This window comes from Rhodoferax sp. GW821-FHT10B06 (assembly GCF_059415605.1).
Window position 1 is genome coordinate 174,361 of record NZ_JBWKNO010000002.1, and the last position, 14,016, is coordinate 188,376.

Genomic DNA, 14,016 nt, shown 5'->3' on the forward strand with positions numbered 1-14,016 from the left:
TCATCAAGCACGCAAACGTGCACCGCATTGGGTCGTCAACTGGGCCAGTACTGCCTGTACCGAAGCATCGATCTGCGCCTCGGTCAGCGTGGCGTCCGCGCTGTTGAGAGTCAGGCGCAGAGCCACACTCTTTTCGCCTTGGGCCAGACCACCAGCCGCCACCGGCTGGACTTCAACACCCTTGGGTGTGGGCTTGGGACGGTAGATGTCAAAGACCAAGGTATCGCGCAACAAACCGTTGGTTACCGCCGCTTGCGCGGCCGCCAGCAAGGCCGCATGCGTCACGGCTTCTGCAACGATCACCGCAATATCGCGCTCGACGGCCTGGAACTTGGCTACCGGCGCGAACACCGGCACGGGGCGTTGCAGCACCGCATCCAAATCCAACTCGAACAGCATCGGCGCCTGCGCCAGCTCGTAGCCTTGGCGCCACTGGGGATGCAATTCGCCAATAAAACCAATCGCCTGTCCGTTGACCAGTACCCGCGCGCAACGGCCGGGGTGCAGAGCGGGATGTTCGGCAGGCTCGAACTGTGCCTGCAGTGGCGCCAGTAGCGCCTCCACATCGCCCTTCATGTCGAAGAAGTCGGCGCCTTGCTCGCTACGCCCCCATTGCAGGCGGTCGGCCGCACCAACGCTAATGCCGGCGACGCGCATGGGTTGGTGGAAGCCGGCAACGGTGGTGTCGGAGTTCACCGCGTTGGCATCGCGCAGGAACACGCGGCCCAGCTCAAAAACCCGCACGCGGCTGGCCTTGCGGTCCAGGTTGAACTTCAAAACCTGTAGCAAGGAACCCAGCAAGGACGAGCGCATCACACTCATGTGACTTGCAATCGGATTCAGCAACTGGATCGGATTGGGGTTGCCCGCCAACTCCTTCTCCCAGCGCTCTTCAACAAAGCTGAAATTGATGGTTTCCTGGTAGCCCAAGCCGGCCAGCGCACGGCGCACGGCAAATGGACTGCGCTGCGATTCGGTACGGATCTTGGCGGTGATCGGCGCCAGCGGCGGCGTAGTCGGCAGCTGGTTGTAGCCCACCATGCGCACCACTTCTTCGATCAGGTCTTCTTCGATGGTCAGATCGAAACGGTAGGACGGCGGCGTCACGGTCAGCACGCCATCGCCCTCCACCACCGGCAGCCCCAGGCGCTTCAATGCATCGGCGCACTGGGCTTGGGTCAGCGGCATGCCGATCACCTTGGCGGCACGCGCCACGCGCAGGGTAACGGGCTGGGCTTGGGGCAGATTCACCTGCACATCGTCCATCGGACCGGCTTCGCCGCCGCAGATGTCCAGAACCAGCCGGGTAATGCGCTCCAGGTGTTCCACCGTCTGGCTGGCATCGACACCGCGCTCGAAGCGATGGCCTGCGTCGGTAGAGAAGTTGTAGCGGCGCGAGCGGCCTGCAATCGACTTGGGCCACCAGAAAGCGGCTTCGGCATAGATGTTGACCGTATCGTCCGACACGGCTGTCGCGTCGCCGCCCATGATGCCGGCCAGCGATTCAACCTGCCGGTCGTCGGCAATCACGCCGACTTTTTCGTCGACGGTGACAGTATTACCGTTCAGCAGCTTGAGCTGCTCACCTGGCTGACCCCAGCGCACATCGAGTCCGCCGTGGATTTTGTCGAGATCGAAAATATGCGAGGGCCGGCCCAGCTCGAACATCACGTAGTTCGAGATATCCACGAGTGCGGTCACGCTACGCTGGCCGCAACGCGCCAGGCGGTCGACCATCCACTGCGGCGTCTTGGCTTTGGGGTTCACCTTGCGCACCACGCGGCCGGAGAAGCGGCCACACAGATCGGGTGCGCTGATCTTTACTGGCAAGCGGTCGGCATTCTTTGCAGCAACCGCAGGAAACTCAGGCGGCAGCAGTGGCGCACCGGTCAATGCGGCAACTTCACGGGCCACGCCATACACGCTCAGGCAATGCGCCAAATTCGGCGTGAGCTTGAGGGTGAACAAGGTGTCGTCCAGCGCCAGATGCTCGCGGATGTTCTGACCGAGCGGTGCATCGGCCGCCAGCTCCAGCAGGCCGCCATGGTCCTCGGACAGCTTGAGTTCGCGCGCCGAGCACAGCATGCCCTGGCTTTCCACGCCACGCAGTTTGCCGACCTTGATCAGGAAGGGTTTTCCGTCTTCGCCGGGTGGCAACTCGGCGCCCACCGTGGCACAGGGCACACGGATGCCGACGCGGGCATTCGGGGCGCCGCAGACGATGTTCAGCAGCTCGGCCTGGCCTACATCGACGGTGCAGACGCGCAGGCGATCGGCATTCGGGTGCTGCTCAGCGGTCTTGATTTCGCCCACAACGATGCCGGTAAACGGTGGCGCGACCGGCTTCAGTTCTTCGACTTCCAGCCCGGCCATGGTCAGGGTTTCAGCCAGTTGCTCGGTGGTCAGGTCGGGGTTGCAGAAGGCGCGCAACCAGGATTCAGGAAATTGCATGGTCTAGTTCTGCTGAAGGTTTATTGAAACTGGCTGAGGAAGCGGATATCGCCATCAAAGAACAGTCGCAAGTCGTTCACACCATAGCGCAGCATGGTCAGACGGTCGGGGCCCATGCCGAAGGCAAAGCCGATGTATTTCTCGGGGTCCAGGCCCATATTGCGTACCACGTTAGGGTGCACCTGGCCGGAGCCGGCCACTTCCAGCCATCGGCCGGACAGCGGGCCGCTCTGGAACTGGATGTCGATCTCGGCGCTGGGCTCGGTGAACGGAAAGAAGCTGGGGCGGAAACGCAGCACCAGGTCGTCCGACTCGAAGAAGGTGCGGCAGAAATCAGTAAAGACCACTTTCAGGTCTTTGAAGCTGACGTTCTCGCCGATCCACAGGCCTTCGCACTGGTGGAACATCGGCGAATGCGTGGCGTCGCTGTCGACGCGGTAGGTGCGGCCGGGCGCAATTACGCGGATCTCGGGCATCACCTGGCCTGCATCGATGGCAGCGCGGTGTTTCTTCACATGCGTGACCGCATGGCGGATCTGCATCGGGCTGGTGTGGGTGCGCAGCAGATTCGGCGCGGTGGCGGTGCCGCCTTCCACATAGAAGGTGTCGTGCATGGAGCGCGCTGGATGGTCTTCCGGCGTGTTCAGTGCGGTGAAATTGAACCAGTCAGATTCGATCTCGGGGCCTTGGGCGACTTCAAATCCCATCGAGCCGAAGATGGCCTCAATACGCTCCAGCGTCAGCGACACCGGGTGCAGACCGCCCTGCCCGCGCTGGCGGCCTGGCAGGCTCACGTCCAAGGCTTCAGCTTTCAATTGCAGGTCCAGCTCGGCATCGGCCAAGGCTTTGCGGCGCGCCGTCAGAGCGGCTTCGATGGCCTGCTTGGCCAGATTGATGGAGGCGCCGCGTGATTTTTTTTCTTCTACGCTCAGAGCCCCCATGCCTTTCATCAACTCGGTGATGCGGCCGGATTTACCTAAAAACTGGGCCTTGGCATTCTCCAGATCGGCAGGCGTGCTCGCCCCCTGAAAACTGGCTTGTGCGGCACTGACGATTGCGTCCAACTCGTTCATAACATCTCTTGTCTTGAAATGACAAAGGGCTAGTGCTTTTTCAAGCTCTAGCCCTTGTATTACTTGCACAGACCGCTATCCAAAGAATAGCGGCCCAGCGTGGGGAATCAAGCAGCCAGACGGGCCTTGACTTGCTCCACGATGCTGGCAAAAGCCGCCTTGTCGTGCACAGCGATATCGGACAGCACTTTGCGGTCGATCTCGATGGCAGCCTTCTTCAGGCCATTGGCGAACTGGCTGTAGGTCAGACCGCATTCACGCGCAGCGGCGTTGATACGGGCAATCCACAGCTGACGGAACACCCGCTTGCGGGTACGACGGTCACGGTAGGCATATTGCCCAGCCTTCATTACCGCTTCTTTGGCGATGCGGTAAACATTACCGCGGCGACCGCGGAAACCTTTTGCAAGGGCGAGAACTTTTTTGTGGCGGGCGCGAGCCGTTACACCACGTTTGACGCGAGGCATGTATTTACTCCTTGTTCGTCGTTAAATTAAATGCCACGGCCTGGCAGCATCTGTGCCATGTGACCCATATTGGTCTCATGCACGGTTGCAGTACCACGCAATTGGCGTTTATTTTTGGTGGTCTTCTTGGTCAAGATGTGACGTTTGAAGGCGTGACCGCGCTTGACGGTGCCACCTGGACGAACGCGGAACCGTTTCTTGGCCGCGCTCTTGGTCTTCATTTTGGGCATTTAAATGCTCCTTTTCATTGTGCTCGTGAGGCGCTGGGAACCGATCCCAGACTTGTTGGCCCCGAGCCACTTCTTAGCGAAAAGCTTCCACCTTTCGCTTTTCAAAACGATGGAAAAACCACCGTTTTGGACAAAGAGGTTACCCTCCTTGCAAACAGCCTACAGGTAAACCTGCAAACCGAATCTTTAAGATGCCGCTGCTGCCGGAGCAGTTGCAGCCTCCGCCGCTGGCTTGCTAGAACCAGGTTTTTTCTTACCTGGAGCGATCATCATGATCATCTGGCGGCCTTCCAACTTGGGGAATTGCTCAACGATGATCAAGTCCTGCAAATCCGTGCGAATACGTTGCAATAAAGCCATACCGATTTCCTGGTGGGTGATTTCTCGCCCCCGAAAACGCAAAGTGATCTTGCACTTGTCGCCATCGGCCAGAAAACGCTTGATATTGCGTAGCTTGATGTTGTAGTCGCCATCATCGGTACCGGGACGGAACTTGACTTCCTTGATCTCGATAACCGTTTGCTTGGACTTCGCGTCTGCCGCCTTTTTCTGCTCCTGGTACTTGAACTTGCCATAGTCCATCAACCGGCACACCGGTGGATTCGCTGTAGCAACAATTTCAACCAAGTCGACGTCGTACTCACCGGCAAGGCGCAAAGCCTCCATCAGACTAACAATACCCAATGGCTCGTTGTCTGGACCGGAGAGTCGTACTTCCGGCGCCATGATTTCACGGTTGAGACGGTGCTTGCGTTCTTCGCGGTGACGGCGGTCACGAAATTCAGTAGCGATGGCTTTAATCCTTCAAAATCAATGCTATAAATATTATAGCGACAACCGCAATCAGCGCGGGCGCTAAAGCTGCGTTCTATTAAAACTAAACTTTAGAGGCTATGTCATCTGCCACTTTGGACAGGAAGTCCTGGAGAGACATGACTCCGAGGTCAATATTGCCCCGGGCGCGCACTGCAACGGAACCAGCTTCTTTCTCCTTGTCTCCTATCACTAGGATATAGGGAAGCTTTTGCATCGAATGCTCGCGTATTTTACGCGTAATTTTTTCGTTACGCAGATCCAGTTGAACCCTAAGCCCTTGATTCTGCAGCATTTTGGCAATTTCACGACAGTATTCATCCTGAGACTCCGTGATATTCAGAATGGAAACCTGGATCGGCGCCAGCCATGTTGGCAACGCTCCGGCATGCTGTTCGATCAAAATTCCGATGAAACGCTCCAGACTACCCACGATCGCACGGTGCAGCATCACGGGGCGGTGGCGCGCGCCATCTTCGCCCACGTACTCGGCATCCAGACGCTCAGGCATATTGGGATCCACCTGCATCGTGCCGCACTGCCATTCGCGGCCAATCGCATCCTTCAGCGTGTATTCGATCTTAGGACCATAGAACGCACCTTCGCCCGCCGAAATCTGGAAGTCACAACCTGACGCACGCAAGCCGGCCATCAAGGCGTTCTCGGCCTTGTCCCAACTTTCTTCGGAGCCAATACGCTTCTCGGGTCGAGTCGCCAGCTTGTAAATGATGTCGGTGAAACCAAAATCCTTGTAGACCTTTTGCAGCAGCGTCGTGAAGGCCACGCACTCGGCCTGAATCTGGTCTTCGGTACAAAAGATATGACCGTCATCCTGCGTAAACCCGCGTACGCGCATGATGCCGTGCAAGCCGCCCGACGGCTCGTTGCGGTGGCACTGACCAAATTCGCCAAAACGCAGCGGAAGGTCACGATAGCTCTTGATGCCTTGCTTGAAGATCAGGATATGACCTGGGCAGTTCATCGGCTTCAGCGCGTATTCACGCTTTTCTGATTCCGTCGTGAACATGTTTTCACGGTATTTGTCCCAATGACCGGTCTTCTCCCACAGCGTCTTGTCGATGACCTGTGGCCCCTTGACCTCCTGGTAACCGTTATCTTGGTAAACCTTGCGCATGTACTGCTCAACGCCCTGCCAGACAGTCCAACCCTTGGGATGCCAGAACACCAAGCCGGGCGCATGGTCGTCAATATGGAACAGGTCCAACTCGCGGCCCAACTTGCGGTGGTCACGCTTTTCGGCTTCTTCTAGCTGCGTCAGGTAATTTTGCAGCTCGTCCTTAGTGGCCCAGGCCGTACCGTAGACGCGCTGCAGCATTTCATTGTTGTGGTCACCGCGCCAGTAGGCACCGGCCAGCTTCATCAGCTTGAAGAACTTGAGCTTGCCCGTACTCGGCACGTGGGGGCCGCGGCACAAATCTTCAAACGCACCTTCACGGTACAGCGACACATCCTCGTTTACTGGAATGCTGGCAATAATTTCGGCCTTGTAGTGCTCGCCCAGGCCCTTGAAATAAGCCACGGCCTCGTCTCGTGGCAAAACGCGGCGCACCACTGGCTCGTCCTTGGCCGCCAGAGCCGCCATTTTCTTCTCGATGGCTACCAAGTCGTCGGGCGTGAACGGGCGTTTGTAAGAGAAGTCATAAAAGAAGCCGTTTTCAATCACGGGTCCAATCGTGACCTGCGCATCCGGGAACAACTCCTTCACCGCATACGCCAACAAATGCGCTGTGGAGTGGCGAATCACCTCCAGCCCCTCAGAATCCTTGGCCGTGATGATCGCCAGAGGGCTGTTTTCCACGATTTGGTAGCTGGTGTCTACCACCTGATCATTGATCTTGCCTGCCAACGCCGCTTTGGCAAGACCAGTACCGATGGAGGCAGCCACTTCGGCCACAGTGACCGGACCAGGAAACTCACGGACGGAGCCATCGGGGAGCGTGATTTGGATCATAAGAATTGGATAGGTAATCGGAGAAACAGGAGTCACAGAAAGCAAAAAGCGCGGTTCACAGACCGCGCTTTTTCATGTTGATAGCTCTTCGACGCCTAAGGCGCGCAGACTACGACCTTTAGGGGCTTTTAAAAATTACCGGTGTAGTTCGCAGAGCCATCATGAGAATGCTTTCAAAGAGCGTATGCCAACAAACATTAAGCCGCGTATCTTATTCTATCGAATACGTTGCCACAAGGCAGCGACCGCCAAAACCGCTTACTGCTAGGCACCTGCCAGAATGCGGTCAATGGCCGGAAAAACTTGCGCATCCAGGCTGGGCTTTTGCATTGCGGCCACTGCGTCCAGAATTTGGGCGGGACGACTTGCACCGATCAGCACCGAGCTCATACCCGGATGGCGCAGCACCCAAGCCAATGCCAGTTGCGCCAAACTACGACCTTGCTCCTGGGCGAGTTGGTGCAACTGGCGAATCTGCGCCAAACGCTCAGACGTCAAATGCTCTGGCCGTAAAAATCCACCCGAACGACCTGCCCGCGAATCCGCCGGAATTGCACCATCCAGATATCTGTCGGTCAACAGTCCCTGCGCCAGCGGAGAAAAAGCGATGCACCCAACACCTTCGGCATCCAGGGTTTGCAGCAGCCCCTCTTCCACCGCACGGTTGAACATGTTGTAACGTGGCTGGTGAATCAAACAAGGCGCACCCATCTCACGCAACATTCCAGCAGCGCGACGTGCCAGCTCCGCCGGGTAATTGGACACGGCCACATACAGCGCCTTGCCAGTGCGTACCGCATGGGCCAGCGCGCCCATGGTCTCTTCCAGGGGTGTATCGGGATCGGGCCGGTGGTGGTAGAAAATGTCCACATAGTCCAGTCCCATGCGCTTGAGGCTTTGGTCCAGACTGGCCAGCAGGTATTTGCGCGAACCCCAGTCTCCGTAGGGCCCCGGCCACATGGTATAGCCGGCCTTGGTGGAGATCACCAATTCATCGCGGTAGCGCCCTAAATCGCTACGCAAAAGCTGGCCAAAGCACTCCTCCGCAGAGCCGGGTGGGGGACCGTAGTTGTTCGCCAAATCGAAATGGGTAATTCCATGGTCAAACGCACAACGGACGATGGCGCGCGCATTGTCCATGGCATCCACGCCACCAAAGTTATGCCACAAGCCCAGCGATACAGCGGACAACTTGAGCCCACTACGGCCGCAACGGCGATAAGGCACTTGCTCATAGCGGTGGGGGCTGGGTTGGTAGATAGGGCTCATGGTTTAAATTTTTAAGCAATGGCACCTGCGCCCGCACTCGGCAAGCACACGTAGACGTCTCCCGGCAATCCGTTAGGAGAGCGGTAGTGCGCATCGACCACGGCTCGCACCTGGGCCACCATGGCCTCGGGCAATAGCGCCACCACACAGCCGCCAAAGCCACCACCGGTCATACGCGCCCCGCCATGCGCACCGATTGCGTCTTGTAGCAACTGCACAAGTTGGTCAATCGCAGGGACTGTGATCTCGAAATCATCACGCATGGATGCATGCGACTCGGCCATCAGCACGCCCATACGCTGCATCTCTCCACGTGACAAGGCCTCGCAGGCGTCCAGCGTACGCTGGTTTTCGGTCACGATATGGCGAGCCCGGCGCAGCACCACGGAGTCTATTCCGGCGCTGCGGGCATCAAGCATCTCGGGCGTGGCATCGCGCAGCGCCGGCACGCCAAAATGGGCAGCAGCGGCCTCGCATTGCTGACGGCGGATGTTGTAGGCACTCTCCACCAGGCCGCGCTGCACGCGTGAATTGACGATCATCACCGCCACGCCGGGTGGCATGGGCACAGCACGGGCGTCCAGCGAGCGGCAGTCGATCAGCAGCGCATGGCCTGCCTGCCCGCGAGCTGAAATGAGCTGGTCCATGATGCCGCAATTGCAACCGACAAAGCGATTTTCAGCGCGCTGGGCGATCAAAGCCATATCCGTGGGTTGCAAGTCCGTCCAGCCCTGCAGGCTCTTGAACGCCTGGGCCACGGCAACCTCCAGCGACGCAGATGAAGACAGTCCGGCGCCTTGGGGCACATCCCCAGACAGCGCCAAGTCTGCTCCCTGCAAAGCCAATCCATGCTCCTGCAAGTATTTGACGACGCCCCGCACATAGTTGGGCCAAAGCTCAGTGGCATGCGGCACGATGGGTGCATCCAGACGGAACTGATCCACTGCGTTGCCATAGTCTGCCGCCACGACACGCACCAGGCCGTCGTTGCGCGGTGTAGCGGCGATGACCGTACCGTGGTTGATGGCACAGGGCAAGACGAAGCCGTCGTTGTAATCGGTATGCTCGCCGATCAAATTAACGCGTCCTGGCGCCTGCACAAACAGTGTTGGGGTTGCGCCAAAGCTGCTTTCAAATGCTGTTGTCACAGCCTCTATCAAGGCGGAATTCATGGTTGCTTGCTCAAGTAATGGGTATCGGATACGGCACGCAGTTTCTCTGCGGCTTGCTCAGGTGTGAGATCACGCTGCGCCTCGGCCAGCATTTCATAGCCGACCATGAACTTGCGCACAGAGGACGAACGCAAAAGTGGTGGATAAAAATGGGCGTGCAGCTGCCATGGCCGGGCATCAGAGCCGTCAAACGGTGCTCCGTGCCAGCCCATGGAATAGGGAAACGAGCATTGGAACAAGTTGTCGTAGCGGCTGGTCAGTTTTTTCAAAGCCAAGGCCAGGTCTAGGCGATGGGCTGCATTCAGTTGCGGCAGTTGCTGCACTTCAAAGCGCGGCAATAGTAGCGTCTCGAACGGCCATGTTGCCCAGTACGGCACGACGGCCAACCAGTGCTCGGTTTGCACCACCGTACGCTCGCCCAGCTGTGCTTCGCGCTCGGCATAGTCCAATAGCAGTGCCCGTCCATGCTTCGCAAAGTAGTGCCGCTGCTGCGTATCTTCCTTCAAGGCTTCGTTGGGTAAAAAGCTGCTGGCCCACACCTGCCCATGGGGATGCGGGTTGGAGCAACCCATGGCAGCGCCCTTGTTTTCAAACACCTGCACCCAGGGATAGGTCGCCCCCAAGTCTTCGCTCTGTTCAGCCCAAGTGCCAATGACATGGCCTATTGCCTCCAGCGACAGCTCGGGCAAGGTCTTGCTGTGGTCGGGCGAAAAACATATCACACGGCTGGTCCCGCGTGCCGACATGCTCGTGAACAACGCATCGGTAGCTGGCGGTGCATCGGGTACTTCTTGCATCAACGCTGCGTAATCGTTGGTGAACACATAGGTATGCGTATAGGCCGGATTGTGTTCGCCAGTGACGCGGGCATTGCCAGCACACAGATAGCACTGAGCGTCATAGGCCGGGCGCTCTGCCGTATCGGGAGCCTCTTGCTGCCCCTGCCAAGGTCGCTTGGATCGGTGTGGAGACACCAATACCCACTGGTCAGTCAAGGGGTTATAGCGGCGGTGGGAATGGTCGTTGCGATCAAACATGGAATGAAACGAAATAGAATGCCTCGGAGCCGATTAATCATCATACAAATGCAATACTGTGCACAGTGTAGCGCGCCGCACCGTCACTCCATCTGAGGGTAAACGCGTTCAGCACGAGGCAGTGGCATGATCAGACACCATGCACGATACCCCCCCTACCCTTTTGCATCTCCGCAGCCGCGACGGCCTGAGCCTGACTCTCATGGACCTGGGCGCAACCTGGCTGTCCTGCCAGGTTCCACTGTCCAATGGGACCCGTCGCGAAGTTTTGCTCGGCTGCCCCAGTCCTGCAGCATACGCACAACAAACCGCCTATCTTGGCGCCACGATTGGCCGGTATGCCAATCGTCTTGGCCAAGCCCGCATCACCCACGCGGGCCAAGTCACCCCCGTCACACCGAATGCCGGGTCTCCACACCAGTTGCACGGTGGACCGGAAGGTTTTGACAAGCGCCGCTGGACAATTGCATCAAGCAGCGACACCGAGGTGCGCTTCACGCTGGAATCTTCCGATGGAGACCAAGGCTTTCCTGGTGAACTGCAAACACAGCTCGTCGTACGCCTGACGGAGTCCCTCGGCATCGACATGGAGTTCGAAGCACGTGTCACCGCGCCCAGTCCAGTGTGCCTCACCAATCACAGCTATTTCAATCTGGACGCCGCACCTGGCGATGCGCGGGCGCACAAGCTGTCTATCGCTGCCAGCCAATACCTGCCCGTAGACAAGGAGTTGATTCCCCTCGGGCATCTGGCATCGGTACAAGACACCGGTTTCGATTTTCGCCAGCCCAAAACTCTGGCGCAGGACTGGCTCAAGGATGAGCAGCAAGCAGCTGGCGCAGGCTACGACCACGCGTTTTTGCTCGATCCAGCATGCGCTCATATGCAGGAACCAGCTGCCGTACTACAGGCCAGTGACGGCCTTTTGAGCATGCGCGTGCACACCACCCTGCCCTCATTGCAGATGTATGCCGGGCAGTTTCTGACCGGCGTGCCGGCCCGGGAAGGTGGCGCATACGCCGCATGTGCCGGCATCGCACTGGAGCCGCAGTTCCTGCCCGACAGCCCAAACCACCCAGAGTGGCCCCAGCCTTCTTGCTGGCTATTGCCTGGGCAGGTCTATCGGCACAGCATCCACTACCGATTCTCTGCCCGCTGATTGCCCCATTCGCCCCCGCAGGTCCGACAGTATCGCGGGGTAATTTCCTACACGGGCAGCCGGCCTAGACCGATGGTTGGCCATGGTCCCTGGTTTTAAAGTTCAGTCATCGGCTTGGTGCCATCACCAACCGCCAAGACGAACAACCAAGGACTTTCATGGCCAACCAGAAAAAATCGACAAATACCATCCATGCAGTTGCAGCCGTGCCTGGCCGCATGGAACTCGATACGGTTGCCATGGAAGCCGCCAAACACAGCCTGGACCAGGGCTCCATCACGCCCCACTATGGGCCGTGGCGCGAAGACATCATCCAGCTCCTGAACGACTCACTGGCCACTGAGTTGGTATGCGTATTGCGCTACAAGCGCCACCATTTCACAGCCCAGGGACGGGCATCGGCCAAGATTGCAGAAGAATTCCTGGTACATGCCAACGAAGAATCTGCACACGCTGACCGCCTGGCCCAACGCATCGTGCAACTGGGCGGAGAACCAAACTTCGCACCCGATTCACTCAGCCAACGCAGCCATGCGGGTTACGACGACTCCTCGGACCTGAGCGACATGATCCGCGCCAACCTGGTTGCCGAGCGCGTCGCCATTGAAGCCTATAGCCAAATCATCGCCATGATTGGAGACAAAGACTCCACCACCCGGCGCCTGATCGAAGATATCTTGAGCGACGAGCAAGAGCACGCCGAAGAACTCAAGGACTGGCTCGGCGCCTAACCGAGCAGAGCGCATCCACCCTCGGGTGGAAGAGCAATCGTCACGATCCCCCGGTTGATTCCAACCAATTTATTCACCACAGGAGCTTCACCATGTACTTCAACTTACGTACCACTATCGCCACCACCGTTGCCGCCGCAGCCCTGCTCACCATGGGCGGATGCGCCGTCAGCCGTGGCCAACAAACCGTAGGCGCCTATGTCGATGATGCATCCATCACGACCGGCATCAAGGCCCGCTTTGTAGAAAACAAAGATGTGGACGCAAGCGCCATCAGTGTCGAAACACTGAACGGCACCGTGATGCTCTCCGGCTTCGCGAAGAGCTTGCGTGAAAAGACTGCTGCGGAAAGTATTGCTCGTAGCGTCAGCGGCGTGAAGGCCGTGAAAAACGAAGTCGCTGTGCGCCCCTAAGCCCAGCCACTGCCTGAATCCCCAACTATCCTGAAAGGAACTGCTATGAACTGGGACCGTATCGAAGGCAATTGGAAACAAGCCACCGGCAAGGTAAAAGAGCAATGGGGCAAGCTGACCGATGACGACCTGAGGGTCATCGCGGGCAAACGTGACCAACTGGCCGGCAAGATCCAAGAACGCTATGGCGTTGCCAAAGACGAAGCAGAGAAGCAGCTTTCAGCCTGGGAAAAGCAGGCCAATGATTCCTGGTTCAAATAGTTTCCTGTGCCCTCGGTTGTATGCCTGCTAAGGCCGCAACCTTTCAACGCCCCTGGTCGCTTGCGTCCCGGGGCGCTTTTCATGGAGCACAGCACTTTGCATGGCGCAAGACAGAATAAGATTCAGGCCCTGTTCTTCTTCCCTGCCAAGCCATGCAATTCGCCACCTGGAACGTCAACTCTCTCACCGTGCGCCTGCCCCAGGTCCTTGACTGGCTGACCGCCAACCCGGTCGATGTACTGGTATTGCAGGAAACCAAAATAACCGACGACAAATTCCCGCATACGGTCTTTGCCGAAGCCGGCTACCAGGCGCAATGGTTTGGCCAGAAGACCTATAACGGCGTGGCTCTGCTGAGCAAAACGCCAGCGACCGATGTCGTAAAAAACATCCCGGGCTTCAGCGATGAGCTATCGCGCGTCATCACCGGTACGGTAAACGGGGTGCGCGTCATCGGCGCCTATTTTCCCAATGGCCAGGCGCCGGGCACCGACAAGTTCGACTACAAGATGCACTGGCTGAAGGCCTTGCGCGACTGGATCAAGACCGAACTGCTGACACACCCGCAGCTGGTGCTGATGGGCGACTACAACATCACCTTCGACGATGCTGACGTCTGGGACCCAGTGGGCCTGAAGGACACCATCCACTGCACCGACGAAGAACGCTACCACCTGCAAGCCCTGGTAGCGCTGGGTCTGACCGATTCGCACCGCATGTTCCCGCAGCCCGAGAAGAGCTACTCGTGGTGGGACTACCGCGACTTCGGCTTTCGCCGCAACAGGGGCATGCGCATCGACCACATCCTGGTCAGCCCCGCGCTCAAACCGCTCGTCAGCGCCTGCGTGATCGACAAAGTGCCGCGCAAGAACGAACGCCCCAGCGACCATGCACCCGTCGTGGTAACAATCGACACGCTATAAATTCAGGAGCTTCACGCGCAGGTATCTCCTGCGCCGTAAGCCTAT

At 58.3% G+C, this 14,016-nt stretch carries 14 protein-coding genes; 5 read left to right on the plus strand and 9 right to left on the minus strand.

Translation table 11 applies throughout. The features are described 5' to 3' along the window. Positions 1-3: 3 nt before the first annotated feature. From pheT to AC07O2_RS03655, 9 genes are all read right to left on the minus strand, one after another. Positions 4-2,451, minus strand: a complete 2,448-nt coding sequence (pheT, locus tag AC07O2_RS03615) for a phenylalanine--tRNA ligase subunit beta (protein WP_495074379.1) — start codon at positions 2,449-2,451, stop codon at positions 4-6. A 20-nt stretch (positions 2,452-2,471) separates the two neighbouring features. After that, positions 2,472-3,524, minus strand: a complete 1,053-nt coding sequence (gene pheS, locus AC07O2_RS03620) for a phenylalanine--tRNA ligase subunit alpha (protein ID WP_116604480.1) — start codon at positions 3,522-3,524, stop codon at positions 2,472-2,474. Positions 3,525-3,631: 107 nt separating this feature from the next. Then, entirely contained in the window at positions 3,632-3,991 is a 360-nt protein-coding gene (gene rplT / locus AC07O2_RS03625) for a 50S ribosomal protein L20 (protein WP_092758774.1), read from the minus strand. Positions 3,992-4,017: 26 nt separating this feature from the next. Beyond that, positions 4,018-4,221: a 50S ribosomal protein L35 gene (gene rpmI / locus AC07O2_RS03630; protein WP_092758776.1), complete on the minus strand. Its 204-nt coding sequence runs from the start codon at positions 4,219-4,221 to the stop codon at positions 4,018-4,020. A gap of 186 nt (positions 4,222-4,407) precedes the next feature. Continuing rightward, complete coding sequence (infC, locus tag AC07O2_RS03635; protein ID WP_495074716.1) at positions 4,408-5,022, minus strand: translation initiation factor IF-3; 615 nt, start codon at positions 5,020-5,022, stop codon at positions 4,408-4,410. 76 nt (positions 5,023-5,098) lie between these two features. Next, positions 5,099-7,006, minus strand: coding sequence for a threonine--tRNA ligase (gene thrS / locus AC07O2_RS03640; RefSeq protein ID WP_495074380.1), 1,908 nt, complete (start codon positions 7,004-7,006; stop codon positions 5,099-5,101). 264 nt (positions 7,007-7,270) lie between these two features. Further along, entirely contained in the window at positions 7,271-8,275 is a 1,005-nt protein-coding gene (gene mgrA / locus AC07O2_RS03645) for an L-glyceraldehyde 3-phosphate reductase (RefSeq protein WP_495074381.1), read from the minus strand. An 11-nt stretch (positions 8,276-8,286) separates the two neighbouring features. Continuing rightward, complete coding sequence (gene galK / locus AC07O2_RS03650) at positions 8,287-9,447, minus strand: galactokinase (protein WP_495074382.1); 1,161 nt, start codon at positions 9,445-9,447, stop codon at positions 8,287-8,289. Further along, positions 9,444-10,484, minus strand: a complete 1,041-nt coding sequence (locus AC07O2_RS03655; protein ID WP_495074383.1) for a UDP-glucose--hexose-1-phosphate uridylyltransferase — start codon at positions 10,482-10,484, stop codon at positions 9,444-9,446. The genes galK and AC07O2_RS03655 overlap by 4 nt, the downstream gene beginning before the upstream one ends. A gap of 139 nt (positions 10,485-10,623) precedes the next feature. Here AC07O2_RS03655 and galM point away from each other — a divergent pair, with 139 nt between their 5' ends. The 5 genes from galM to AC07O2_RS03680 all read left to right on the plus strand — a co-directional run bounded on the left by galM (position 10,624) and on the right by AC07O2_RS03680 (position 13,971). Beyond that, positions 10,624-11,643, plus strand: coding sequence for a galactose-1-epimerase (galM, locus tag AC07O2_RS03660; RefSeq protein ID WP_495074384.1), 1,020 nt, complete (start codon positions 10,624-10,626; stop codon positions 11,641-11,643). 218 nt (positions 11,644-11,861) lie between these two features. Further along, the gene (locus tag AC07O2_RS03665; RefSeq protein WP_495074717.1) at positions 11,862-12,374 is read left to right on the plus strand and encodes a ferritin-like domain-containing protein; all 513 of its coding nucleotides are present in this window, start codon (positions 11,862-11,864) and stop codon (positions 12,372-12,374) included. A 92-nt stretch (positions 12,375-12,466) separates the two neighbouring features. Continuing rightward, positions 12,467-12,787 carry a BON domain-containing protein gene (locus AC07O2_RS03670; protein ID WP_495074385.1) on the plus strand — a complete coding sequence of 107 codons (321 nt, stop codon included), beginning with the start codon at positions 12,467-12,469 and terminating at the stop codon, positions 12,785-12,787. Between the two features lie 45 nt (positions 12,788-12,832). Further along, a complete protein-coding gene (locus tag AC07O2_RS03675; RefSeq protein ID WP_495074386.1) occupies positions 12,833-13,048 on the plus strand; it encodes a CsbD family protein in 216 nt (71 codons plus the stop codon). Positions 13,049-13,200: 152 nt separating this feature from the next. After that, positions 13,201-13,971 (plus strand): exodeoxyribonuclease III, encoded by a 771-nt coding sequence (locus AC07O2_RS03680; RefSeq protein WP_495074387.1) that lies wholly within the window; start codon positions 13,201-13,203, stop codon positions 13,969-13,971. Positions 13,972-14,016 lie beyond the last annotated feature (45 nt).

Excerpts from the sequence above, each read along its gene's own strand:
- rplT (WP_092758774.1), bottom strand. The coding sequence starts at position 3,991 with ATGCCTCGCGTCAAACGTGGTGTAACGGCTCGCGCCCGCCACAAAAAA.
- pheS (WP_116604480.1), bottom strand. The coding sequence starts at position 3,524 with ATGAACGAGTTGGACGCAATCGTCAGTGCCGCACAAGCCAGTTTTCAG.
- pheT (WP_495074379.1), bottom strand. The coding sequence starts at position 2,451 with ATGCAATTTCCTGAATCCTGGTTGCGCGCCTTCTGCAACCCCGACCTG.
- AC07O2_RS03680 (WP_495074387.1), top strand. The coding sequence starts at position 13,201 with ATGCAATTCGCCACCTGGAACGTCAACTCTCTCACCGTGCGCCTGCCC.
- AC07O2_RS03675 (WP_495074386.1), top strand. The coding sequence starts at position 12,833 with ATGAACTGGGACCGTATCGAAGGCAATTGGAAACAAGCCACCGGCAAG.
- mgrA (WP_495074381.1), bottom strand. The coding sequence starts at position 8,275 with ATGAGCCCTATCTACCAACCCAGCCCCCACCGCTATGAGCAAGTGCCT.
- AC07O2_RS03665 (WP_495074717.1), top strand. The coding sequence starts at position 11,862 with ATGGAACTCGATACGGTTGCCATGGAAGCCGCCAAACACAGCCTGGAC.
- thrS (WP_495074380.1), bottom strand. The coding sequence starts at position 7,006 with ATGATCCAAATCACGCTCCCCGATGGCTCCGTCCGTGAGTTTCCTGGT.
- galK (WP_495074382.1), bottom strand. The coding sequence starts at position 9,447 with ATGAATTCCGCCTTGATAGAGGCTGTGACAACAGCATTTGAAAGCAGC.
- galM (WP_495074384.1), top strand. The coding sequence starts at position 10,624 with ATGCACGATACCCCCCCTACCCTTTTGCATCTCCGCAGCCGCGACGGC.
- AC07O2_RS03655 (WP_495074383.1), bottom strand. The coding sequence starts at position 10,484 with ATGTTTGATCGCAACGACCATTCCCACCGCCGCTATAACCCCTTGACT.
- AC07O2_RS03670 (WP_495074385.1), top strand. The coding sequence starts at position 12,467 with ATGTACTTCAACTTACGTACCACTATCGCCACCACCGTTGCCGCCGCA.
- rpmI (WP_092758776.1), bottom strand. The coding sequence starts at position 4,221 with ATGCCCAAAATGAAGACCAAGAGCGCGGCCAAGAAACGGTTCCGCGTT.